The sequence below is a fragment of the uncultured Chloroflexus sp. genome, assembly GCF_938091255.1.
Classification (GTDB): Bacteria; Chloroflexota; Chloroflexia; order Chloroflexales; family Chloroflexaceae; genus Chloroflexus.
The window spans coordinates 78,669-103,429 of the sequence record NZ_CALLJH010000010.1 but is presented as its reverse complement, the minus strand read 5'-3'; the positions used below and the strand labels follow the sequence as shown (position 1 = coordinate 103,429).

Sequence of the window (24,761 nt, the reverse complement as noted above, 5' to 3'; positions counted from 1 at the left end):
CAGAACTTCTTGAACCCGCCACCAGTGCCCGAAATACCCACGCTTACCCGCACATTCGGCGCCAGCTTGGAGAACTCCTCCGCTGCCGCTGCCGTGACCGGATACACTGTCGATGAACCGTCGATCAGAATGTCGCCGCGCAGTGCAGCAAGATCCGAGGCGGGTGCCGCCGTTGGCTGAGCCGGTGCCGCCGTTGGCTGAGCCGGTGCCGCCGTTGGCTGGGCTTGCTGCTGACCGCCACATGCTGCGATCACTGGGATCAACAGCACCATGAGCATAAAACCGTAGATCCATCGTTTCGTGCTTCGTACCATACGTGTCACTCTCCTTACCAAGCCTATCTGCGAATCGCAAGCATGCTCTACCATAGCAGAATGTCTGCCCGGTACACACACTTCATGGTGCAACACTCTAACAGGATGCAGAGAGCAACGCTTGCAGGGATACGATATCAGTGATGGTTTAAGAAAATATCATTGGATAGTTAACCAAATGTTAAATACAGGTGAACGTTCGGGGGAACAAGGCGGTTATGGACGAAATGCCAACGGGATGTAGACGTGCGAGACGAGCGCCGCCACCCGCACCTGCGTCGCACCAACGACGCTTCCCGGCCCGCTAAGGCTGATAGTCAGCAAACCAAGGTCAGCGACATCGCTTGCAGTCAACGTCACCCGCACGGTTTTACTGTCAATAAACGTAGTCGTCCGTGGTTGCCCGTTCACCAATGCTTGCGTCGCATCAGTGAAATCAATCCCGAACAGCAGCAACAATACCGGTTGATCGAGCGTCACTAATGGCGGGGTTGCTATCAGGGGCACTTGCAGCTCGAATGCACCGAGATCACAGCCGTTAAGCTGAGGTCGCGGAACACCACGCTGATCGTTCACCGGGCATGCCACACCGGCATCACGTGCCGGGCTATCGGCAGGAATAGCCATCGTTTGGGTTGCCCCACCGTTATTAGCTAATGCTCGCAGCAGGGGATCACGAAACTGCAGATCGGCAGTCTGGGTTGGCGCACTCTTGCCGGCAAAACACGTCACATCATTCCAAAAACTTGCACCGGTTAACCGTGGCGGGTATTGCAGGCTGCGGCCATCGTGAGTCAATTCACGCGAGCAGTGCTGCTGAATATTCCAGCTATTCCCGCCATTACCGGCAGTGTTATACGCAAACAGACTGTTACTGACGCTACCGTTGCCAGAATGACTGATTGCACCGCCAACCCAGCCAGCGTAGTTGTGGGCAAAGGTACTCGTTTCGATAATGAATGGTGCTGAACGGTTATTGATGACGTACAGCGCACCACCGTTGGCACTATAACCGGTTCCCTCAGCCTGATTCGCTACAAAGGTTGAGTTGACAATCCGTAGCGCAACTTGCTGCGGGAAGGCTACTGCGCCGCCCGAACCATCTTCACGTGGATTCCCTTCCGCCCCCGCTGTACGACGAGCACGGTTAGCGTGAAACAGGCTACCGCTAATCAAGACGCTAGGGTTACCGGTACCACCACCGCTACTCGTACCGCCGCCGCCAATGGCGCCACCCTGCCCGCGATTGCCACCAATAACAGCATTATGAACAAACGAACTATCAATGATCTCAAGACCACTGCTGTCTTCGTACATGTTGGCATGAATCGCACCGCCGGAATTGTAGGCTTGGTTATCTTGAAACACACAGCGCACCACTCGCAATCGCCGGTCAGCACCACCAAGTCCATCGGCTGAAATCGCGCCGCCGAGACTATCTTGCGGACGCGCGCCGATAGCGGTATTGCCCACAAAGACGGTATCCTCAACCAATAAACTGCTCTGTAACAGGTGAATCGCACCGCCAGCGCCGTTGTTGGCATGATTGCCTTCAAACCGACTACTAGTCACAATTACAGCGCCACCGCGGCTGTAAATCGCCCCACCACCGTAATCGTAGGCGTCGCGACCGGCAGGTACAGCGGTCAACGTCGTTTGGTTATCACGAAAGATAACCCGATCAATGACCAATGTTGGCGTAAAGGCTGGATTGGCAGCGGCGAAATAGCTCCGGATCGCACCGCCGCTGCCGTTGACAGCCGACTCATCGGTACCGCCGCCGCTGGCCCTGCCGCCAATGATCGTCAAGTTACGCAGCTCAAGCCGGCTAGCGCCGATCAGACCGGTGGTGTAGTGGTCAATCAACCGGCTATTGTTACCTTGCAGGATGATCCGTCTGCCGCCATCAATGATCGTCTGCGGCGCAGTAATGATCAACGGAGAGGCGAGCAGTATGGTGTGCGGATTCGGCCCGCAATTGAAGCTAATCTCGCCGCCGCCGGCAACTGCTGAAACTAACGCTGCGGCGGTGCAACTGGCCGACGTACCATTGCCGACCACTTTTGCTTGGGCGCGCGCCGGCATCGCTGGCCAGCCGGTGAAAACCAGCATGGCAATACCGATCCAAAGTATCGACCAGAACCGCTGGGTAACGATACGAGCACAAGCGCGGTTCACCATAGCTAGCCTTTCTGCGCAGAGCTGCTTTGTTAACGCAGCAGAGGAGCATCACCGAACGAAATCCCTCTGCATCAAACACGCCCCCGGTTTACCCCATCAATGCCTCGCGCAACGCACCAAGTGGCAACCCAGCCAATGCCTCTTCATCGCTGCCGGCCAAGCTCGACCAGAGCACAATCGCATCGGGATCGAGCCGGTAACGGCCATCGAGCTGGCGCAGCAGCCAGCGCAAAGCACGCACCTGCGCATCGGTATTGCCGGCGTCGCGCGTTGCCGGCCATCCTGCTGGGCGCTCAAGGGCAATGCCGATACTGATCCGGTTGAGGTTATAGCGAGTGCCGCCGCTAGTGGCAAACCCGGCATGCCATGCCGCCTTGGCTTCATCAACTAGCCGGTAGATGTGGCCATCGAGGCTAATCAGGTAATGGGTAGCAAAGCGAGAGTTGAAATCGGTCATCGCGGCAATCGTCTCGGCGACCGGGCCGGGAATAGCGTGGAGCACGACCATACTCACCCGCTCACCGCCGCGTTCGCTAAAGGCCAGCGCCGGCGGCGCCACTTGGGTAATATTAAACCCGCCATCGGTCGGCGGTGTGATTTCGGCGCTACGCACTGCCAACACCGGCGCCGGCATCGCCGCACCAAGCACCGGCATCCCATGCTGGCGGGCCAAGTCACTCAGGCGCTTCACCTCGCTCCACTTTGGCACCACATTGTAGAGCACGTCGAGCGCAAACGGCTGCAAGGCGTAGGTCGTCTTTTCGAGCGTGACTTGATAACTCTGAGCCAACGGCGCGCCAATCGCCCACTGGCGGGCCAACTGGTGAAAAGCCCAATCAGGGCGGTAGGTTGTACCCGCCTGCCGATAGGTCTCAGTCAGCAAAGCATCACGTAGCCGCACCGTCGCCGGGTCGGTCGCGGTACTGATTTGACTCAACTGACGCACATCTTTCCAATTGGGCACAAGATTGTAGAGCGTATCAACCGCAAACGCCTGATAGGCGTACTGCTTGCCGTCAACCGTGATCTGGGCGCTTTTGCCAACTGGCGGCCCCAACTTACGGGCCACGGCGTATTGATGGAACGCCCAATCAGGCCGGAAGGGCGAGCCACCAGCTTGATAGGTTGCCTCAAGCAAGGCACGCCCCAAGCCGCTGGACGGAATACTCCCACCCAGTAAATCGCTCAGCGTCTTAACCTCACCCCAATTTGGGACTTCGCAGTAGAGAGTATCACGAGCAAACGGCTGATAGTTGTACTCCTTGCCCTCAAACTTCATCCGCACGCTTGGCCCCATCGGCATGCCAAGCTGATGCTCGAGCGCGTACTGGTGAAAGGCCCAATCGGCATTGTAGCCTTGCCCCTTTGTTTTATGCCGGTAGCCCTCTTCGAGCAATGTTTCGATCAACCGCTCTTCATCCGGCGACGGCGTACCAATCTGACCGGGCGGCAGCGCCGGCGGCGGCGCAGCATTATTCAGATAAGCTTCGACTTGCGACCAGACCCACTCTTTGGTAACAGCCCAGCCGGGGCAGCTCTTCTGATTGGTGTAGTCACGGTGAAACGAGATGAGCTGGCGTGGCGGTATCTTGAGCCGGCGCGAGAGTTCGCCCATCACGGCGACCGAATGTTCCCAGACCTTGCCAGAGGGTAACACCCGATCAAAATAGCCTACCATCTCTAACCCGATCGAATACCAACCTTGTGCCAGCGATCCGTTCCCGGTACCGGCGTGAATGCCAATCTGCGCCATCGGCGTCGCTAGCCAAATCCCATCAGGGCCGGTAAAGATATGCGGCCCCGCCGTCCAACCTTTACCGGCATAAAACTTCTGAATCCCGCGCATAGTGGTCAAGCCGCGCCACATGGTCTCATCAGGTCGATAGGTGTGATGCAGCACCAACCGGCTAGGCGCGAGGCGACCAAAATCGTAGTTCGCGACGTAATCACGCCACTCGGCGATCGTCAGCATACGGTTGATAAAGGGCGGCGAGCCTTCGGTAGGAAAATCGGGCATAACCAAGCTCCTTCCGGCGCTAATCGGTCGCCGCGGCCAATCGCCGCGACCGAATGATCGATGCTGCAACCGAGGCCAGCAACGTCACGACAATCACTGCTAGCGAGACCGTGGTGGGGATATGTAAGCCATGGCCACCAAGAAACCAACCGGTGACCAACGGGGTAAGCATCTTGACCCCAATAAAGGACAGAATTATCGCTAACCCGAAGCGGAGATAGTAAAATGCGCGCATAAAACTCGCCAGCAGGAAATAGAGTGAGCGCAGACCGAGGATGGCGCAGATATTCGAGGTATAGACAATAAACGGATCATGGGTGATACCGAAGATAGCGGGAATTGAGTCAACCGCAAACAGCAAATCGGTGCTCTCCACAATCACCAGCACCAGCAAGAGCGGGGTTGCGTTGAGCCGGCCCTCTTCACGCACAAAGAACCGATCACCGCGCAACTCGGCAGTCACCGGCAGAAACCGGCGCACTAAGCGAGCCAATGGATTCTGTTGCGGATCGACTTCCGGATCATCATCTTGCCAGAAGAGCCGCACGCCGGTCACGAACAAGAACGCACCGAACAGGTAGAGGATCCACTGAAACCGTTCAATCAATGCTGCGCCGAGCAAGATCATCGAACCACGCATGAGCAGCGCGCCGAGAATGCCCCAGAAGAGTACGCGATGCTGGTACTGCGGTGGAACGCGAAAGTAGCCAAACAGCAATACGAACACAAAGATATTATCAACACTAAGCGAGTATTCGACTAAATAGGCGGTGAGAAAGTTGAGCGCATCTTCGGGGCCGCGCCAGAGCCAAATCAGGCCGTTAAAAGTCATTGAAAGCGAGATCCACACCAACGTCCAGATACCAGCTTCACGCGCCGAAACCCGATGCGAACGGCGATGAAACACGCCCAAATCTAGGGCTAATACGAAGAAGACAACTGCATGGAAGGCAATCCATGCCCAGATGGCGGTTTCCACGATAGCTCCTTGGTTGTCCTATGATGGTGATACACGTGGGACACACAGCGAAGGGACGCACAACCATGCGTCCCTTCCGGGTTACAAATCGATCCGATCGTCTTCAATGATCCGTTGCGGAAACCGCACCTGTGCCCGCATCCAACCAGCGGTTTCGTCACGGATCAAACTGAACGAACCGTCCAGATCGCTCTTCACCAGCGTTTCGATAATTTGCAGGCCCAACCCGCTGCTGGGGCGCGGCGGCGGCGGCGGATGGCGCGGGCCATCATCGCGCACTTCCATCAACACGTGCCCTTGCTCAAGCACCGCTTCCACCTCGATCCGGCCACCTTCGGCGGCAAGCCCGTGAGTTAACGCATTATCAATCAACTCGTTAATGACTAACGCCAATATGGTCGCATCGCGCGAGCCAATCCGCACCTCATCGCCAAGAATCGCAAACTCAACCCGGATATCAGACTCGATCAGCGGAGTCTGAACATTTTCGATGACTTGCCGGGCGACGGCGCCGACCGTCGTCACGCCAATATCATCACGCGATAGCAAATTGTGAATGGCAGCAATGGCTTGAATGCGGGCAGCACTCTCGCGCAACGCTTTCGCGCCGGGACTGGCTGGGTCAAGCCGGCGCAACTGCATTGACAACAGCGCGGCAATGGTCTGCAGGTTGTTGCGCACGCGGTGGTGCATCTCTTTGAGTAGCGCCGACTTGACGCGCAACGCGCGCAAACTCTCTTCGTAGAGACGGGCATTCTCGATCGCAATGGCCGCTTCATCGGCGAACGTGTTAAGCAGGCGCACCTGTTCGTAATCAAACAAGTGCGGCTCACGCCGGTAGAGGCAGATACCGCCGATGGTGCGACCACGGGCGCGCAACGGCATGCAGAAGAGCGAGTGGAAGTTCTCGCGACGGGCCACCTCAGGCAACTGTGGAAAGCGCGCATCCTGATAGGCGTTCATCACTGCCAATGGGCGGCCATCGCGCACCGTCTGAATGATCAGGTCGCGCACGCCATCACCCTCGCCGCCATAGCTGGCCACTAGCTTCAGATTACCATCATCGCCGACTTGAAAGATGGCCGCCCGATCGACCTTCGACAAATCGACCGCCTTCTCAGCGATCAGACTTAGCACATCATGCAACCCAATCTGCTCGGCGATCGACTTCGAGACCTGTTGGAGCGTGGTCAACTCGCGCAACTTCTGATGCAGGCGTTCGTCGGTCTGCTGATAGAGCTGGGCATTGGCGATAAAGAAGGCCAATTCGCCGGCAGCCATCTCGACAAACGAAATCTCTTCTTGGGTAAAATCGCGGGGCGCGATTGTCTGCACTGTAATCACGCCTTGCAGTTTATCGGCGCTAAACTGAAATCGCTCAGCCGAGAAGAGCACGATTGGCACCGCCAGCATCGAGCGAAAAATCTCTTCGCCGAGTTGTGGCTCACGATGGTAGCGCGGATCTTTGTAAACATCGCTCACCGAAACGGGATAGCCGAGTTGGGCCGCCCAGCCGGTCACTCCTTCGCCCAAGCGGGCCACCACCTGCCCGACCGCCGCCCGATTCAGGCCATGGGTCGCGCGCAAGACCAGATCATCGCGGTGCTTGTCGTATAAATAGATCGAACAGACCTCGACGTTCATCACATGCGCCACCGTCTCGACTACGGTTTGCAGCGAGGTGTCGAGGTCGAGAGTCGAATTAGCGGCAGAAATAATCCGGTGGAGACCATCGAGCTGGTCGGCGCGTTCGACCAGCCGCGCTTCCCATTCGCGGGTGCGCTGTTCTTCTTGAGCAGCACCAAACGCGAGCAACAATTCGCTGACCACCACCCCTTGCGACATAGGCAAACGGGCGGCCAGATGCAACCCTAGTTCGGTCAACACCTCGGCCAAACCACCGCAGGCATGCCACTCGGTACCGATCTGCCGCAACAAGCTCAAGCGCATCGCCGGATCAGACTGGTGTTCCAGCGCATCGATCAACATGCCGATCGACGGAATTGTCTCGCGCAACGCGCCGATCAGATCAGGCGGTTGCGATGTCAGCACCTCATACATTGGCAAGCTTGTCGCGCTCATAGACCACCCTCAACGAATGTTTGGGTCAATTATACCCCGTCGCGCAAGGATGATCAGCGCCAGCGCGTGAGAATCTTTTCGCGCTGAAATACTTGGGTTGCCAACCAGAGCAAACCGACCGCAACCAACGCCAATACCAGCGAGAAGAGGAGCGCCACCACCGGATTCAGCACAAACAACCCCAACATCTGGCCGAAGAAGAGCAACATCACCGGCACGATCAGCACGCCGGCAATTTGCTGCGCGCTGCGTGGATCGTTCACCCGCGCCGAGACCATCACTGTTAGCGCAACGGAGATGAGGGCTAGGAGCGGGCTGGCCAACAGCAACATGACCATCCACCCCGGATGCAACACCAACCCCGGCACGGCCGGATCAATGGCAACGAAGCCTAAACCGGCAGCAAAGATCAGCGCGCACAACCATGTCAAGGCGATACCGGGAATAATTGCCGCCAACACCTTACCCAGCAACACATCGCCGGTCGAAATCGGCGCAGCCAGCAGCGGCTCAAGCGTACAGCGATTCTTCTCGCCGACGATGCTGTACGAAGCGAGCACATTGGGAATCACCATCGGCAACAGCAAAAAGAGGGTGGAAAACTGGCGGCCAAAGATCACTTGGGCCAAGGCTTCGAGACCGAGACCGGCCAGCGCCGGGTCAATCGCCGCAGCCGGTATCTCGGCAGTATCAGGATCGCTGACCAGACCCATAGCGAAGATCAAGCCGAGCGCAAGGAGTGCCAAGATCAGTGGCGGCAAAAAGGTGCTAAGCAGCAAACCGCGCGAACGGCGCAACTCCAGCCACTCTTTGCGGATCAAGACGGATATACGTTCCCAATGGAGCATAGCGATTCTCGCTCTCTTTGGATTGCGCGATGCTATGGAATGCGGTCGTTTGACTGTCGCACTCCCCATAAGAGGCACCCAGTCAGACGGCAGTCTAGCGTTCAGCCTGAGCCATTTACCGTTACCGCCTCCTGTATCAGCTCGAGGTAAACCGTCTCGAGCGAGGGGGTAAACGGTTCGAGGTAACAGATATCAGCGCCGGCAGCAACCAACGCCCGCACCAGCGCCGGATTATGCTGGTCAGGATTGGCGAGACGCACCAACAACACCCGCTCCTCAGCAGACACTTCCGACACAAACGGTAACCGCTGCACTAACGGCGCTAGCGGCGCAGCCGGGCCGGCCAACACCACCCGCACGCTCTGGCCAAACAGGCGGGCACGGAGATTGGCCGGCGTGTCGAGCGAGATCAAACGGGTACGGAAGACGCCGATCAGATCGCACAACTCATCAGCCTCGGCCAGATTGTGAGTAGTGAGAAAGATCGTGCGCCCACCAGCGCGCAGCGTCTTAATCACATCGCGCACTGCCCGCGCCGCAGCCGGATCGAGGCCGGCGGTCGGTTCATCGAGAAAGACCACCGGCGGATCGTGGAGCAAGGCCCGCGCGATCGCCAACTTCTGGCGCATGCCTTTAGAAAAGCCGCCAACCGGATCGTGGCGTCGTTCCCACAATTCAAATAGCCGCAGATAGTGGGCAGCGCGCTCGGCGGCTTGCATCGCCGAGAGACCGTACAGACGGGCGAAAAAGGTCAAATTTTCGAGCGCGCTGAGGGTATCGTACAAGCCGGGAGTCTCGGTCAAAATACCGGTCGCGGCTCGCACCGCAGCGGCTTGATTCTGCACATCAAACCCGGCCACCCGCGCCGTCCCACTCGATGGCGCGATCAAGGCGCACAACATACGCACCGTCGTCGTCTTGCCAGCGCCGTTGGGGCCAAGAAAGCCAAAGATCGTCCCCGCTGGAATCACGAGATCGAGATCGGCAACGGCTACCAAGCGATCAAACTGGCGGGTGAGACGGTGGCATTCGATGGCATTCATAGCATTCTCGTGATCACATCGCGAAGGCGGTTGGCGGATCAGCTAACAGGCGCTACAGAATGGCAAGCAGTGTTTACAGACCTTCGATTATTATGACAAGTTGACGCCGCAGACAAGGCATGTTGATTGCGAAGCAAGTTGGCGCTGGTTGGTTGATCCGCTACCGGTAACAATCGCGCTTAGAGGATTGCTGCGGGCAGAGCGTACCCGCACTATGACATAGTACCACGAGCGATAGCGTTGGCGCAGCGGAAAGCTAGCCAAGATTAGTTTCAAACTGCGCTGCCCCGCGCAGCGACGCCATCCCCCGCGAGCACGAACTGCACCCACTCAGCGCCCATACCCGCTACCGCGGGAGATTGCTTCGGTCGAGCGGCACCCAGCAGCGCTGGTCGCCGCCGCTCTCGCCCTATGACAGATCTCAGCGAACCCCTGCCACAAGAGCAGAAAAAGGAACCATCGCAGTATTCCATGTCGTTGTATATTGTACAGTGCGAACCACGCGAACTAGACCGTCACTCGCGATGCGCATCACAAAGTATCGCATGCAAAGATTCCTGAGTTCCCTATAATAGCGGGTGCAGGGGCAACTGTTTTATGATGGAGGGTGTATGGCGCGGCAAGATTTAGCCAGTCTGATCCGGAACATTCCCGACTTTCCGATCCCCGGCATTCAGTTCAAAGATATTACGACCCTCATCGGCAATGGGCCGGCGTTTAGCGAAGTGATCGATCGATTGCACGAACGGTACCGCGACCAACAGATCGACGCCGTTGTCGGCATCGAGTCGCGCGGATTCATCTTTAGCGCACCGCTAGCTTACCGGCTCGGCGTCGGGCTAGTGCCGATTCGCAAGCCGGGCAAACTGCCAGCAGCGACATACCAAATCGAATACCAACTGGAATATGGGACAAACAAGTTAGAAATTCACCGCGACGCTTTCCAGCCGGGGGCGCGGGTACTGGTGATTGACGATCTGCTGGCGACAGGCGGTACCATTGCGGCGGCGTGCGATTTAATCGGGATGGCTGGCGGGCAGGTGGCCGAATTAGCCTTCGTGATCGAACTGACGTTCCTCAACGGGCGTGAGCGATTGCGCAATCATAACATCTTCTCGCTAATTCAATTTTAAGTGCCCTTGCTGTGGAAGCGCGGTAGCAGGCGAGATACTTGCCGCCGCGCTTTCAGCGCAACAGCTTGCGGTGATCTTGACATACGTGTTATACTAGACCCAAATCCCGAATGCAAGATGACCGTAGCGCTCCGTGACTCCTGCGCCGCTGGCGCTGCGACGATTTCCCCATCTTCACATTGCTGAGCAGGCATCGCACTGATTACCGGCTCTCGTTGTATGCTGGTTCAATACACAACAAAGTAATTTCGTTTCTGCATGCTTGATGATCATGTACCGCTTGATCCAACCGGCCAAAGGATCTGGCGCGTATGGATGAATTCAGTCTTGTTTCCCTTCATTCTTGCTGTTCCAAGGAGTACGTATCGTGATGACGGTGGCCGAACTAGAAAACAAAACGCTCGCGGATTTGCGCGAGATGGCACGTAAACTTGACATCTCAGGGGTTAGCGCCCTCAAAAAACGCGAATTAATCGACAAATTACTGCATGCCCAAACGATTGAACAAGCGGTTGATCCCGGCACCATTTATAGTGATGGCATCTTAGACATTATGCCGGAAGGTTTTGGCTTTTTGCGCGGCAATCGAATGATCTCTAGCCCCGAAGATGTCTATGTGTCGCAATCGCAGATTCGCCGCTTTGCCTTGCGCAGCGGAGACCGGATCTGGGGGCAGATTCGCCCGCCGAAAGAGAGTGAGCGATACTATTCACTCTTGCGAGTCGAAAAGATTAACGACTTAGACCCCGAGACGGCGCGCAACCGGCCCTTCTTCGATCAACTGACCCCGATCTTTCCTAACGAACAAATCAAGTTAGAGACAGAGCCAAACCTCTTACATACGCGGCTGGTTGATCTGATTGCGCCAATCGGGCGCGGCCAACGCGGCTTGATCGTCTCGCCACCCAAAGCCGGCAAGACGATGCTGCTCAAAGCGATTGCGAATGGCATCACCACCAACTATCCGGACATTCACTTGATGGTACTGCTGATCGGTGAACGACCCGAAGAGGTGACCGATATGCGCCGCTCTGTCCGCGGCGAGGTCATCTCTTCGACCTTTGACGAGCCGGTCGAAAATCACACCAAAGTCGCCGAGATGACGCTCGAACGGGCTAAACGGCTAGTTGAGATCGGGCACGATGTTGTGATTCTGATGGACTCGATCACCCGGCTGGCCCGCGCATACAACGTCGCTATGCCGCCGAGCGGGCGCACCCTCTCAGGCGGTATCGATCCGGTGGCACTCTACCCGCCCAAACGCTTCTTTGGCGCGGCACGGAACATCGAAAACGGCGGTTCACTTACGATTATCGCCACCTGTTTGATCGATACCGGCTCGCGTATGGATGATGTCATTTACGAAGAATTCAAAGGCACCGGCAATATGGAGCTGCATCTCGATCGCAAACTGGCTGAAAAGCGCATCTTCCCTGCGATCGACATTCAACGCTCGGGCACCCGCCGCGAGGATCTCTTGCTCAGTCCAGAGACGCTCCGCCAAGTGTGGACACTGCGCCGCATGGTGAGCATGCTCGGCGACAACGAGGGCACCGAGCTAATGCTGACCCGGATGGCAAAGACCAAATCGAACGCCGAATTTCTGCAAACCTTGAGCAAGAGTTGAAACGTTTATGGCGCTCGCTGCGTAGATCGTTGCGTCTGATGTCGAACCAGTCGCAGTCTGAGGAGGTCGCGGTATGAATTGTCCGCAATGTGGTTCGCCCGTTGCTCCGGGAACACGTTTTTGCACGAATTGCGGGTATCGGCTGGCGCCAGCTACGCCGACCCCACCGCCGATGCCGCCCACCCCACCCTCGCTGATCCCGTCGTCGGGCGATGCCGCGAGTATGGCCGATGTGTACGATAACCGTCCCGGTGAACGGCTTGATCTGCCTGAGCCGCCGGTAGCGGGCACTGGTGTCGGCGCTAGCGGTCTCCGCTTCAAGATCATTGGCACTACTATGCAGGCGGTCATTCTAGAGGTACCCGCCGGCCAGACCGTCTACTCGGAACGCGGCGGCATGAGCTGGATGAGCGCTAACGTCCAAATGCAAACCAATATGGAGGGTGGCTTAGGCGGCGCATTTAAGCGCATGTTCTCAGGCGAATCAATCTTCTTAGTCAACTTCACCCCCCAAGGCGGACCGGGGATCATCGGCTTCTCGGCTGAGCTGCCGGGCAAGATCGTCCCGCTCAACCTTGGGCCGGGGCAGGTCATGATCTGTCAGAAGGATGCCTTCATGTGCGCCGAACGCAGCGTTTCGCTCGATATTCACTTTCGCCGCAAGCTAGGGGCCGGTTTCTTCGGCGGCGAAGGATTTATTATGCAAAAGCTGACCGGGCCGGGGCTAGCGTTTGTCGAGCTTGACGGCGATATTGTTGAGTATACGCTGGAAGCCAACCAGATGCTGAAGGTGGATACCGGCCACGTAGCACTGTACGAACCGACCGTCCAGTTTGATGTCGAGATGGTGCGCGGCTTCAAGAACATTCTCTTCGGCGGTGAAGGGTTGTTCCTAACCACATTGCGCGGGCCGGGGCGAGTCTGGCTGCAAACGATGCCGGCAATGAATTTGGCCAAGAAGCTTGCCCAATACATGCCGAGCACTGGCGGATCGAGCAGTTCAGGTGGGATTAATCTTGGAAGCCTATTTACGAACGACTAAGAGGGTCGAGCGCTGCTCGGCCCTATCGCTCAATATCATTGTACGGGTCGAGCGCTGCTCGGCCCGTACCATTCCTACGACCAACTATCGTACACACCCGCAAGACACAAACAGCCCGCCAAGAGCGGGCTGTATGAGCATCTTCCCGGCTGGCTGAGCGAGCAAGGGCTAGACGAGGTTAACCAACTCGTTCGCCGTGCGCCGCATATCGAGGAACACCAGACCGAGCTTAGCCCGGCTTTGCGCCAGCGCAGTCAATACCGCTTCCTCACCGATAGCCATTAGGATCACGTACCCATCTTCACCACGCACAAAGACCTGATCGAGCTGCCCGCGCCGTAACTCGCTAGCGATACGCTCGCCGAGCGAGAGCATAGCAGCGCTCATCGCCGAGACGCGATCTTCTTCGACATCTGCCGGCAGCGCCGAAGCCATGATGAGGCCATCGACGCTCACTACGGCGGAGGCCTCAATATCGGGCGTGTTCATCGATAGGGCCTTAAGATGCCGCACCATCTCTTCGGTTCTGCTTGCCATTCATATCCTCCTTAGAGGCCGTCAGCCAGTTCGGGACAAAGACGAAACCGTGTGGGCCTTGACACTGACTAGTGCAGAACTACCTTTACGACGGCCTACACGTCGCTTATTCTACTACATCTTTGCAAGCACAGCAACTAGGTTTGCCGGCTTTTTGCCCATTGAGCGTTTGGTAGACCGCGGACACCGCTGTTATTGTAAGAGGTTTTTGGTTGTTGGTCAACTCTGCTATGGTGGCGCTAACCGACTGCGGAGTATCTCATCAGCGATGGTGACAGCCTGTTCAGGTGTGAGCAGACCACGCACAGCGCTAAGGTGCATATCAACCAGCGTTGTCCAGACCACTTCATTCGCAAGGCGTTCGGCGGGCATCGGCAAGCCCTGCTGAGCCTGTGCGCGAAAAGCGCGGGCCGCCGCCAATTGCACCCGATCATCGAGGTCGGTATCACTAAGCTGCAGGGCCAGTTGGGTGGGTTGGCGACCGGCAGCCAACAAGGCGCGCTGGCTATTGACCTCGATCATAAACCGCATAAACGCTTGCGCGGCAGCTTGTTCGGCCAGATCGGTTAAACGAGCATTGAGCACGATCACATCGGCCTGCACATACGGTTGGGGCGGGCGATCGGTGGCGTTTAGCTTCGGCAGCGGCGTAACGCCAAGCTGGTCGTTCCAGATCGCGCGATACTCGGCTTGGGCATGGGCCCAATCGATGGTCATAATCGCCTCGCGCGCCTGCAAGACGCGATCGACGACCACACCGTCGAGCGTCGCCAGCACGCGCTCATCGCGGTAGAGTTCGCTCAACCATGCTAACCAACGCTCGGCGCCCGCCCGCCCGCTGTCACCTAACACCACGGCGCCATTCTCATCAAACACCCGGCCACCAAAGGCATACAGGTAGCCAATTGTCCGGTCGAGCGCAAGATTGTAGGCCAACCCCCACACCGGCGGCATTCGCTCGCGATCGGTGAGCGCGCGTCCGGTTAGGAGCAATTCTTCGACACTAGCCGGCGGTTGGAGCACATTGGCGCGGTTGTAGTACAAGGCCAATGTATCAAAGCTGATCGGCAGGCCGAACAATGTTGACTGATCACCGACCGTCACACGAGCCGCGCCGGCGGCGGTGGGAATCAGACTATTCAATTCGCTGGCCGATATCAGGTCATCGAGCGGGCGCAGTGCACCTGCACTAACGAGCATACCGAGAGTATGGCTCTGGACGATCGCGAGATGCGGTCCGCCGCCTTCATTGACTGCGGTTGCCAAATCGATTGGCAATGACACCGCCGGTCTGGCTTGTACGATGATCTGCCATTGCGGATGCGTCTGATTGAACTGATCAACGAGGGTTTGCAAGACACGGCCTTCCGCTGCCGGCCATGCATGCCAGAGGCGCAGTACGACGCGATCAAATCGATTGGGTGGTGTGCTGGTCGGCGGCACGGAACATGAGACAAATACCAGCAGCCAGAGCAACAGCAAGCGGCGAAACAAAAACTGGCAACGCACATTATCCTCGCTGGATCAGCCGGGCTGCTTCATTATAACAGGATGCGTGCGGGGATTGAGAATAGCGCCAAGCAACTCAAGTAGCGCAAAGGGGCGAGCGCTTGTCAGCCTTGCGCCAAATTGACAGAATCACCAACACCCGCTACCCTAATAGTTCAGCCATCAACCAGAGGAGGTGTGATGATGCGCGTCGGGCTTGACTTTGGTACCACCAACTCAAGCGCTGCGGTCTACGATGGCCACAACCTGCGCTTGATCGACCTTGATCCGGTGAATGCGCAGCCGGCCATTCTGCGCTCGACGCTCTTCATTACTCGCGAGGGCGTGCCGTTCATTGGCCGCGAGGCGATTAACCGCTTTACCGAAGGTAATGTCGGGCGCGAAATTGAATACGTGTGGAAATATATTGGCGACGCCGAACTGACCTTTGCCGAGAGCGGCACGGTGACGCAAGCACTGTACGTCCCGGTTGACGCCAACGCGCCGGGGCGGTTGTTTCAGTCGCTTAAGAGCAGTTTGCGCGATCGTAGCTTTCAGAAAACCAACGTCTTTGGCGTCTATTACACGCTGGAAGAGCTGATTGCGCTCGTTTTGCGCATGATTGTCGAGCGGATCGAGCAGCAGCTCGGCCAGCCGATTAGCCATCTCGTGATCGGGCGGCCGGTACATTACGCAACTGATCCGGCCAGCGATGCGCTCGCGTTCCAGCGCATGCAAGCAGCTTGCCGGCTCGCCGGTATCCGCTCGTTCAGCTTTTTGGCAGAGCCGACGGCAGCGGCGCTGTCGTATGCCCGCACCAACCGGCGCACGCAACGGGCGCTGGTGTTTGACTTTGGCGGTGGTACGCTCGATATCACGATTATGGAACTCGACGAGCGCGGACAACCTACCTTCTTGGCAACTGACGGCGTGCCGGTTGGTGGTGATCTGCTCGACCGTCGGATCGTGATGGGCCGCCTGCTGCGCCACTTTGGCGAAGGCGCGACGCTCGGCGCGCGCCAATTGCCGTTCCCTAACCACGTGCTCGAACATCTCAGCGAGTGGCAGACGATTATTGACCTGACCCAACCTAAATATCTGGCAATCATTGATGAAGCCGTGGCTATCAGCGACCGTCCGCGCGAGATGCAGGCGCTCCGCACACTGGTGCGCAAGAACTACGGTCTGCCAATGTACGAGGCGGTGGAACGCACGAAGGTGGCGTTATCGCAAGCTGAACGAGCAACGTTCACGCTTGATATGGGCGAGATTACGGTGCGCGACGAGATCCCGCGCTGGGACTTCGAGCGGCTGATCGGCCCCGACGTGCGCGCGGTTGAGAAGTGTATTGACCGTGCTTTGCAGACAGCCGGCTTGCGGCCTGAGCAGATTGACGTTGTGCTGCGCACTGGCGGTAGCTCACGTGTGCCGCGCTTCGTGCGTATGTTGAGCGAGAAATTCGGTGCCGAGAAGCTGCAAGAGATGGATGTGTTTACCAGTGTAGCAGCGGGGTTGGCAGTGAAGGCATATGAGGAGTGAGTGATGAGTATGGTCATACACAGGTACAAACAACGAGCGAGTTGAGAGAAGTCAGATATAGCTTCGTTACACCTCCTTCGTACAATATGCCTTGATCTGGCATAACGCGAAGGAGGAACCTAATGAACGACATCTCTAGCACGAGAAACAATTTCACTTATGTCTTCCGCTGGCCATTTGGTAACGCCAGCTTTAACGATGTGACTCAGCATTTAGGGTCATTCTTCACTCAGATCGATTCGTCACTGGTCGATAACCTCAATCGCCGGTTGTGGAGCATGGGCATCGGTAGCAGCGCGGTGTACTGCTCGTTCAAGCGGTAAATATTGCCATAATCAACGGCACATATACCGTGACCTTTTCAGCCGAAGGACAACGCCTGCTCGGACTCGGTCAATTGTCCATTATGAATGGCCAACGACCACTCTTGGTCGATTCAGCAGGCAAGATCGTGGAAATAGGCCGCATCACACCCAATATTGCTCTTGTAGCAGCATCGGTGACGTCGCTCGTTGTCGCGACTGCCCATCTCATCGCAACTCGTGATCTTATCCAACGGATCGAGCTGCTGCAACACAACGTTAACTGGCTAATCAAAGCGCGTCAAATCGACCAGTGGGCAACCTTCGAGCGTATCTTCTACGCCGCGCGTGAGATCTGTGCGCGGCCAATTGATGAAACGGCCCGAATGGAGTTGTGGCGCATGCGGCAGGAACTTCGCGAGCAGCGCATCAGGCTGCGCCGAGAGTGGCAAGCGAAGCTAGCAGAGATAAAGATCGAACCGCTCTGGGTTGACCAACTGCCCCCTAACGTCGTCGAGGGGATCTTGCGGAATCCGTTGATCCGGAAGATGTATGATGATGCTCTTGTCCGAGAATAAAAGAAGACAACCCAAGCACTTGATCAAACCTTGAGCTACCCGTTGCTCATCGAACTAGGATGGCGGCTGGAGTATGTGCTGGCTGTCGCCAGCCAGACCGAGTTAGAGTTTGGGATGTCGATCAGCAATGAGGTGGAGGAAGTTGCGAACATTGTGCAAACCATTGCCGAAAAAGGGCAGCGGGTCAAATTGCAGTATTGGTTAGTCGAGCCGTATAACGAGCTGGTTGAGCGTTATCGCCAGCTTAGTAGGTGGGCGCCGGGTCGCGCATTGCCGGCGTAGCGGCTGTTAGCCCTCACCCCCAGTTCTGCCCTCGCTCCGCGGGAGCGGGGTGCAGTTGTCCTGACGCACTCCAGACGATACGAAGGCGAAGCGCTGATTAATGTCACGCATACGGACGTGATCTGCGGCATGCCAGTTCGTGCAGGTATTGTTGGCAACCCTACCCCGCAACGTAACACCACCGGTTATAATAGGCGCGAAGTTTCTACGACGGAGCGCCTATGCCGTTTCAACAGCAACTTGACGAAGCGATTGAGGTGTTGCAGGCCAGCGCAACACTCGTCGTTGCGATCGATGCGATCACGACGCTGGCAGCGGATGCGTTGCTGGCCGGGCATACCCTCTACACCGCCGGCAATGGTGGCAGCGCCGCCGATGCGCTGCATTTGGCGGAAGAGCTGATTGGCCGCTATCGCGGCAATCGCCGTCCGCTGCCGGCGATCTGTCTCAACGCCGATATTGGCGCGCTGACTTGCATTGCCAACGATTTTGGCTACGATGAGGTTTTCGCTCGCCAACTAGCTGCGCTGGGCAAACCGGGCGATGTGTTGGTGGTATTTAGCACCAGCGGCCATTCGCCCAATATCCTCAATGTGTTGCGCACAGCCCGATCAAAAGGTGTGATCAGCATCGCATTGCTCGGCAAAGATGGCGGCGCGGCTCGCGCCTTGGCCGATCATGCGCTGATTGTGCCGAGCAATAACACGGCTCGTATTCAAGAGGTGCATACGCTCATTCTGCATGCGATTTGCGAAGAGGTTGAACAACGTTTTGCCTCCACGACGAATGCAGAAAAGGTTTAAACCAAACGTGCCAAGATTTCTCTGCACACATACAGTACTCACTTGACAGCAGGAGCAAAAGGAAACCATGAACCGCATCCTTGTCACCGAGAAGATCGCCGCCGAAGGTCTGAACGTCTTGCGCCAAGCCGGTACGGTTGATGTCCGGCTCGATCTCGACAAACCAACGTTGTTGTCTATCATCGGCGAATACGACGCCCTCGTCGTGCGTTCGGCGACGAAAGTTACCGCCGAGGTGATCGCCGCTGGCGAGCGGCTGCGGGTGATCGGGCGGGCCGGCACCGGCGTCGATAATATCGATGTCGATGCTGCGACCCGGCGCGGCATTATCGTCGTCAATGCGCCGGCTTCAAATAACGTGGCCGTCGCGGAATTGACTATCGGCTTGCTGCTCTGTCTGGCCCGGCGCATTCCACAGGCGCATGCCTCGGTACAGAGCGGGCGCTGGGCGCGCAACGATTTTGTCGGTTGGGAGGTGCGCAGTAAAACGCTCGGCCTCGTCGGGTTGGGGCGGATTGGCTCGGAGGTGGCACGACGGGCGCGGGCGATGGAGATGGAGGTGATCGCGTATGACCCGGTTGTTTCGTTCGACCGCGCCGAGCAGTTGGGCGTGGCGCTGGTGACGCTCGACGAGCTGGTACAGCGCAGTGATGTCGTCTCGCTGCACGTGCCGTTGATCGAGAGCACGCGCAACCTGTTCGACCGTGAGCGGATTAGGCAGATGAAGCGCGGTGCGTACCTCATCAATGCAAGCCGAGGCGGCATCGTTGATGAAGGAGCACTGGTCGAAGCGCTCAACGACGGCCATCTGAACGGCGCGGCGCTCGATGTCTATACCCAAGAGCCGCCACCTGCCGATAGCCCGCTGATTGGCCATCCCAAAGTTATCACCGTCCCGCATATTGGTGCTTCAACTGTCGAAGCGCAATTGAGCGCCGGCACCGAGATGGCCGAAGGCGTGGTGATAGCATTGACCGGCGGCACGCCGCGTTATGCGGTGAACGCGCCATTTGTCGCACCGGAAGCGTGGAATGTGTTGCAGCCATACCTCAGTCTGGGCCGGCTGCTCGGCACACTGGTGATGCAACTGGTGAAAGACCCAGTGCGCAGCTACGATCTCGAACTGGGTGGCGAACTGGCCGAGATGGACACCCAACCGGTGCGATTGGCGGTGTTGCAAGGCTTGCTAGCGGCTAGCAGCGTCGAGCGGATTACGCCGGTGAACGCACCGATCATTGCCCGCGAACGCGGTCTACGACTTACTGAGCGAGTTCGTCCTGAAGCCGAGAATTACGCTGGCCTGATTACGTTGCACGTACAAACGGCAGAACGCACGCGCACCTTCAGCGGTACCGTCCTGCGTGGCGAACCGCACATCGTCCAGATGGACGGCTACTTCGTCGATTTTGTGCCGCAGGGAGCACTCTTAATTACCTACCACCACGATCAGCCGGGTATGATCGGCAAAGTCGGACAGTTGCTCGGCGCGGCGGATGTCAACATTTCCGGCATGTACGTAGGCCGGCGTGCTCCCCGCGAGCAAGCAGTGATGGTCTTGACGCTCGATGAACCGGCCCCACCGCACGTGATGGAGCAGGTGGCGGCCATTCCGGGAATTGATGCAGCGTTTAGTGTGATGTTGTAGGACATTTGCCTCCTTACCGCCCGTGTACCTCTGCCACGTGGTGGCAGAGGTTTTTTCTTGGCTTGACTCTCTCTCATCTATAACGTTCGTTTAGGCGAAAACTGAACTTTCGCGCAACAACTCTGCGATATGACATTGGTATCCTCCATCCCATCCGCAGTACCAAGCGAAGGACACGCTGAGCGAGTATGCACTCAACCTTCACCAACTACCAAAAGCTACGGCACTGTCCAAGCACTCAGGGGACATCGCTGAGGGTCAATCGCGGTGAAATCTTTGCGTTGCAAGGGCCAAACGACGCCGGCCAATTTACCGCACTAAGCATTACCGAGGGAATTGGTAGAAATCTAGACGCCCGTACTGCTACAAGATACCGCAGCACGGGCAATCTATGCACTTAGCAAACTTCAGAAAAAGTGTGGATGCCGGTTATCCTCTGGGCATCAGAGGAGTGAAGATCATGGCCGCGACATCTTGCCACCGCATTTCACGCCTCTGGGCCTCCATAATGCGTATGGTTCAGACACACGCTCAAACCAACCTAGGCCGCACTCTCGGCTTCAGCCATCGCCTTCGCCGGCACTAACAGCAGGCGGCGATCCAGTCGGAACATCGTCACAATACCGAGTATCTGCACAACGGCGAGGGCTACCAGCAAGACGAAATAGACCGGTGAGAACTTCTCAACCAACCCGTTCTGCACCAAGCCAACGTGCAGGAAGAACATGCCGAATACAAACAGGCCAACTGCCGGGCAAATCAGGCCGTAGGAACCGGGACTACGAGCCGGGCCGTTCAGATAGGTACGGAAGTAACCCACCCGCTGCAACACCGACCAACCGAACAGACCGGCCAAGAGTTGCAGGCTAAAGAAGACCGCCGTCATCAACAACCGGTGCGGCGCTTCAATGTGCAGCTCAAAGCCACTGTGTAGGCCGTGGCTAATGCGCAAGAAGGCAATGCCGATCAGGGTTATGAGCGGGATTGGCATCCACAGGCTTGGCGCTGCCTCAACCGCTAGCCCGCTGGTCAACATTGCCCGCACACCCAACACCAGCAGCACCAGCGCCAGCACAATCGCCGCCGAGATGAAAAAGATCGAGCCGAGCATCGCGATGCCGATCGTCAGCTTGACCGTGCTCATCGCCGCTGGCGCCGCCAGTCCAACGCCAACCATTGCGAAGGCGAAGGATGCCATCAACTGGGTCAAGTTGTTGTTGCGCGTACAGTCGAAATGGCCAGTAACAATCGCGCGACCAAAGATGTCGGCGAAGGTGCGCAGGGCCAGCACACCCACGGCAAAGAAGGCCGCCAACGAGAAGGGGAAGAGATATTCAACCACGTTCCACAGACCGGGCACAAACACCGCACCGAGCACAAAGAGCACGTTAATCGTCATCGCCAGTGTCAGCGGCAGAGTCATCAACATCACTGCACCGTTGGTTTCGCGCAGTTGTATATGCGCACTGCTGCGGCGGAAACGAGCAAACTCGCTCAGATTCCAGATCAACGACTGGACATGGCGGATAGCGAAGAGCGCAATACCAGCCATCGCCAACAGCAAGAGTGCCTGCCCGACGAGATCCGACTTCGCCCAGAGAGCAGCAATGCTATCGAACGTTACAATGGGAGTTTTTGGATGGGGAACGAGAAAGTTCAACCAGATGAAGAAGGTAATGGTCATCCCACCATTACCAAGCGCCGCCAAAAAGTAGGTCGGCACATACTGCTCGCCGAGTGTCCGCAATCCCGTCAAACGACTGATCAACTGACTCATAGATAGGCAACCTCCCTACTTGTCACAGATATTTTGACCTTTTGCCCATAAGATGCAATATATTGGGTGAAGGTTACACAATTCGCCCAACAAAATAGGGCGACGCATCCGTCGCCCCACACCGGTGGTTGATCACGCCAGTTATCGGCCTTTGGCAGCGGTCAACGAACGCCGGCCACGGGCAACATGTTGCGGCGCCGGCGCCGCGACCAACCACAGCAGTGCAGTCATTGTCATAGCCGACAACAGACACCACAGACACGTTGCCCCAATCACAAACGGCTCAAGAAAGGTGAGGTAGAGCGAGAAGAGCGTACCGGCCAGCGCCATTACGACTAACGCTTGGCGGGCAAGGCGGAGATGCGCAAAGTGATCGAGCAGCCATGCCACAATGATTGCGAGATAGCCAGCCAAACCAATCAAACCCACCGGAATACCGAACAACCGGGCATACGCACTCTGATGAACGGTATTGCAATCGCCGACCGGCCCACAGACCGCGCTTTGCTGGTTCACTTCAATGAAGGCCAGATAGCCCGCCAACAACACGCCTACCGCTGCCAAGACCGGAATCCAGCGCAAGCGGATGCCGAGCAATGGCCAGTCGAAGGGCCAGCGTAGGCGCGTAACGGCGACAAAGAACGCAATGGTCATTCCAGTCAACACCAATAACGCGAGCGTATTGGCGAACGGATCACGACTGAATGGCGACGATGCCGGTGGCGCAACCGGTGCAGCACCCGCCTCAAACGTCGCCGTCAGCGGCTCGATGCCGGGGATGGCCGGCCATGCATTCCCGCCGGCGGCGAGCGCCTGTTCGATCAAACCGGACAGGCGGGCCGGGATCTCATCACTGCCAACCAGATGGGTTTGGCCAAACAACAAGGCCGGTACTCCTTGGCGGCCAGTAGGGACAGCAAAGGTTTGCAATGCCGCACTGTACAACGACTTCCCAGTAGGAGTCGTCACATCTATCGTGAGGATTTGCAACTGGCTACCATAGCGGGCCTGCAACGGCGGCAACACTTCATCGAGCACGACGTGACAATGCGGGCAGGTTGGCGAATAAAAAAGGACGGCGCGAGCAACCGGGGCCTGTGCGAACGCCGGCGACACGCCGAGCAAAGCGATCAACACTACCAGCATCAGCCCAAAACCACGTAGAGCCATGACAACCTCCTTTCAGCATTACATGCATGATATTGGTTGCCATAGCGAGTGAGTAGCACAAATCACCCAACGAATAAGTACAAATTACGCAACTAGCCCAACGGCGTATAGATTGCGCCGCGCGGAGTCAGTTGGCTGCGGAAGAGGATGGGGCGCTCGCTCTGCCACGTGAGAGGTTGGGGAACGACCGCGGGCAACGCCGCGCGGAGGGCGCGCAGCTCAGCCGGCGTGGCTGCGGGGCGGGCACGAGCAAGGGTGATGTGAGGGGTAAAGGGGCGGGGATCGGTGGGCAAACCAACCGACTGAACAACGCTGACAAGCGATTGGAACAGCGCCTCTAGACCAGCCAGATCGCCGCTGAGACCAACCCAAACGACGCGCAACGAACCGGTTGGCGGAAAACAACCCAGCCGGTCGAGGCTGAGACGCAAAGCTGGCGCAGCAATAGTGCGCATCCCGACCAGCAACGGTTCCACTAACCGTTCTGGCGTCTCACCGAGAAAGTGGAGGGTGAGATGCATACCGACCGGGTCACTCCAGCGCACAGCTCGGCTATGAGCACTGAGGCGCATCTGCACATCGCGCAACTCACGGCGGACCTCGTCCGGGAGGTCAAGCGCAATGAAAAGGCGCATAGTTGGTTCAGCAGTCGGCGATGGATCAGACATAGCTGTATGGTGAAGCTTCCGGCAAATCCGATGCTATTGTACAACAAAAAGCAACTGCCTTTTACATCAGCGAGTAACGGCATGATACTGTTGAAGACGATTGGTGAAATCCGCGTGAAAAGGCGGAATAATAATTAATCCATCCAGCGCCCAACCTACAAAAATCTACTATCATGCCAATCGTATTACGTGTTAGACCATATCGATCACACGTTTATTTGTATGATCGTGATGAAACTCACCATATTCATATAGATCATGATAACCTCATTGCTAAGTTCTAGCTTGATCCTGATATGAGGTTGGCAGAAAATCGAGGTTACAACTACAAAGAGTTACGCGATATTGAACGAATCGTCTGTTCAAACCTAGAGATATTACGCTATGAGTAGGGCCAATTTCTATCACGATCACCCTACCTAGAATAAGGTAAGCTTCGATCAGCGATAACACTCTTACGGTTAATTGGGAAGGTGGGCGAACTATTTCAGCGCCAATTGCATAGTATCCGCGCTTAGCGTGTGGCACACCAGCAGAACGTGCCAACTTCTAAATCAGCAGCGCCGGCTACGGCATCCACCGACCGGATCTAGACGAAGATATTGGTATTGAGGGATTATTGCCGAGAAACGTTCCAAATGAGCGCGCGACATCGGTTGAGCGCTGGTTACGGCGACGGCAAAAACGCCAGTGAACGATCATTCGT

At 57.1% G+C, this 24,761-nt stretch carries 21 protein-coding genes; 9 read left to right on the top strand and 12 right to left on the bottom strand.

Features of this window, described 5'->3' with window-relative positions; all coding sequences use genetic code 11:
• From Q1A00_RS05280 to Q1A00_RS05250, 7 genes are all read right to left on the bottom strand, one after another.
• The coding region (locus Q1A00_RS05280) for a substrate-binding domain-containing protein (protein WP_366917415.1) at positions 1-314 on the bottom strand (314 nt) is incomplete at its 3' end.
• Between the two features lie 216 nt (positions 315-530).
• Positions 531-2,495: a choice-of-anchor Q domain-containing protein gene (locus Q1A00_RS05275; RefSeq protein WP_299755590.1), complete on the bottom strand. Its 1,965-nt coding sequence runs from the start codon at positions 2,493-2,495 to the stop codon at positions 531-533.
• An 88-nt stretch (positions 2,496-2,583) separates the two neighbouring features.
• Entirely contained in the window at positions 2,584-4,512 is a 1,929-nt protein-coding gene (locus Q1A00_RS05270; protein WP_298406028.1) for an N-acetylmuramoyl-L-alanine amidase, read from the bottom strand.
• A gap of 19 nt (positions 4,513-4,531) precedes the next feature.
• Positions 4,532-5,491: a TerC family protein gene (locus tag Q1A00_RS05265; protein WP_298406031.1), complete on the bottom strand. Its 960-nt coding sequence runs from the start codon at positions 5,489-5,491 to the stop codon at positions 4,532-4,534.
• A gap of 81 nt (positions 5,492-5,572) precedes the next feature.
• Entirely contained in the window at positions 5,573-7,573 is a 2,001-nt protein-coding gene (locus Q1A00_RS05260) for a GAF domain-containing protein (RefSeq protein WP_298406033.1), read from the bottom strand.
• 53 nt (positions 7,574-7,626) lie between these two features.
• Positions 7,627-8,421: an ABC transporter permease subunit gene (locus tag Q1A00_RS05255; protein ID WP_298483158.1), complete on the bottom strand. Its 795-nt coding sequence runs from the start codon at positions 8,419-8,421 to the stop codon at positions 7,627-7,629.
• Positions 8,422-8,522: 101 nt separating this feature from the next.
• Positions 8,523-9,464, bottom strand: a complete 942-nt coding sequence (locus Q1A00_RS05250) for an ABC transporter ATP-binding protein (RefSeq protein ID WP_298406037.1) — start codon at positions 9,462-9,464, stop codon at positions 8,523-8,525.
• A 611-nt stretch (positions 9,465-10,075) separates the two neighbouring features.
• On the opposite strand from Q1A00_RS05250, the gene Q1A00_RS05245 reads away from it, so the two are divergent.
• The 3 genes from Q1A00_RS05245 (at position 10,076) to Q1A00_RS05235 (ending at position 13,266) form a co-directional block, all read left to right on the top strand.
• Positions 10,076-10,597, top strand: a complete 522-nt coding sequence (locus tag Q1A00_RS05245; RefSeq protein ID WP_066789559.1) for an adenine phosphoribosyltransferase — start codon at positions 10,076-10,078, stop codon at positions 10,595-10,597.
• A 370-nt stretch (positions 10,598-10,967) separates the two neighbouring features.
• Positions 10,968-12,224 carry a transcription termination factor Rho gene (gene rho / locus Q1A00_RS05240; RefSeq protein WP_298406148.1) on the top strand — a complete coding sequence of 419 codons (1,257 nt, stop codon included), beginning with the start codon at positions 10,968-10,970 and terminating at the stop codon, positions 12,222-12,224.
• Between the two features lie 73 nt (positions 12,225-12,297).
• Positions 12,298-13,266: a TIGR00266 family protein gene (locus tag Q1A00_RS05235; RefSeq protein WP_298406039.1), complete on the top strand. Its 969-nt coding sequence runs from the start codon at positions 12,298-12,300 to the stop codon at positions 13,264-13,266.
• A gap of 168 nt (positions 13,267-13,434) precedes the next feature.
• Here Q1A00_RS05235 and Q1A00_RS05230 read toward each other — a convergent pair whose 3' ends face one another.
• Both Q1A00_RS05230 and Q1A00_RS05225 read right to left on the bottom strand, forming a co-directional pair.
• The gene (locus Q1A00_RS05230) at positions 13,435-13,803 is read right to left on the bottom strand and encodes a roadblock/LC7 domain-containing protein (RefSeq protein ID WP_012256185.1); all 369 of its coding nucleotides are present in this window, start codon (positions 13,801-13,803) and stop codon (positions 13,435-13,437) included.
• 228 nt (positions 13,804-14,031) lie between these two features.
• A complete protein-coding gene (locus Q1A00_RS05225) occupies positions 14,032-15,312 on the bottom strand; it encodes an extracellular solute-binding protein (RefSeq protein ID WP_298406048.1) in 1,281 nt (426 codons plus the stop codon).
• Between the two features lie 180 nt (positions 15,313-15,492).
• Between Q1A00_RS05225 and Q1A00_RS05220 the strand changes: the two genes are divergently transcribed.
• The 6 genes from Q1A00_RS05220 to serA all read left to right on the top strand — a co-directional run bounded on the left by Q1A00_RS05220 (position 15,493) and on the right by serA (position 20,440).
• On the top strand, positions 15,493-16,830 hold the full coding sequence (locus Q1A00_RS05220) for an Hsp70 family protein (RefSeq protein ID WP_298406049.1): 1,338 nt from the start codon (positions 15,493-15,495) through the stop codon (positions 16,828-16,830).
• A 122-nt stretch (positions 16,831-16,952) separates the two neighbouring features.
• Positions 16,953-17,153 (top strand): hypothetical protein, encoded by a 201-nt coding sequence (locus Q1A00_RS05215; protein ID WP_298406050.1) that lies wholly within the window; start codon positions 16,953-16,955, stop codon positions 17,151-17,153.
• A 29-nt stretch (positions 17,154-17,182) separates the two neighbouring features.
• Positions 17,183-17,710, top strand: coding sequence for a hypothetical protein (locus Q1A00_RS05210; RefSeq protein ID WP_299755579.1), 528 nt, complete (start codon positions 17,183-17,185; stop codon positions 17,708-17,710).
• 30 nt (positions 17,711-17,740) lie between these two features.
• On the top strand, positions 17,741-17,992 hold the full coding sequence (locus tag Q1A00_RS05205) for a hypothetical protein (protein ID WP_299755576.1): 252 nt from the start codon (positions 17,741-17,743) through the stop codon (positions 17,990-17,992).
• Positions 17,993-18,213: 221 nt separating this feature from the next.
• Positions 18,214-18,795 (top strand): SIS domain-containing protein, encoded by a 582-nt coding sequence (locus Q1A00_RS05200; RefSeq protein WP_298406053.1) that lies wholly within the window; start codon positions 18,214-18,216, stop codon positions 18,793-18,795.
• 67 nt (positions 18,796-18,862) lie between these two features.
• Entirely contained in the window at positions 18,863-20,440 is a 1,578-nt protein-coding gene (serA, locus tag Q1A00_RS05195) for a phosphoglycerate dehydrogenase (protein WP_298406055.1), read from the top strand.
• Between the two features lie 541 nt (positions 20,441-20,981).
• Here serA and Q1A00_RS05190 read toward each other — a convergent pair.
• The 3 genes from Q1A00_RS05190 to thpR all read right to left on the bottom strand — a co-directional run bounded on the left by Q1A00_RS05190 (position 20,982) and on the right by thpR (position 24,055).
• Positions 20,982-22,217, bottom strand: a complete 1,236-nt coding sequence (locus Q1A00_RS05190) for a hypothetical protein (protein WP_298406057.1) — start codon at positions 22,215-22,217, stop codon at positions 20,982-20,984.
• Between the two features lie 141 nt (positions 22,218-22,358).
• Positions 22,359-23,387 carry a vitamin K epoxide reductase family protein gene (locus tag Q1A00_RS05185; RefSeq protein WP_299755571.1) on the bottom strand — a complete coding sequence of 343 codons (1,029 nt, stop codon included), beginning with the start codon at positions 23,385-23,387 and terminating at the stop codon, positions 22,359-22,361.
• Between the two features lie 92 nt (positions 23,388-23,479).
• On the bottom strand, positions 23,480-24,055 hold the full coding sequence (gene thpR, locus Q1A00_RS05180) for an RNA 2',3'-cyclic phosphodiesterase (protein WP_298406061.1): 576 nt from the start codon (positions 24,053-24,055) through the stop codon (positions 23,480-23,482).
• Positions 24,056-24,761: the final 706 nt, after the last annotated feature.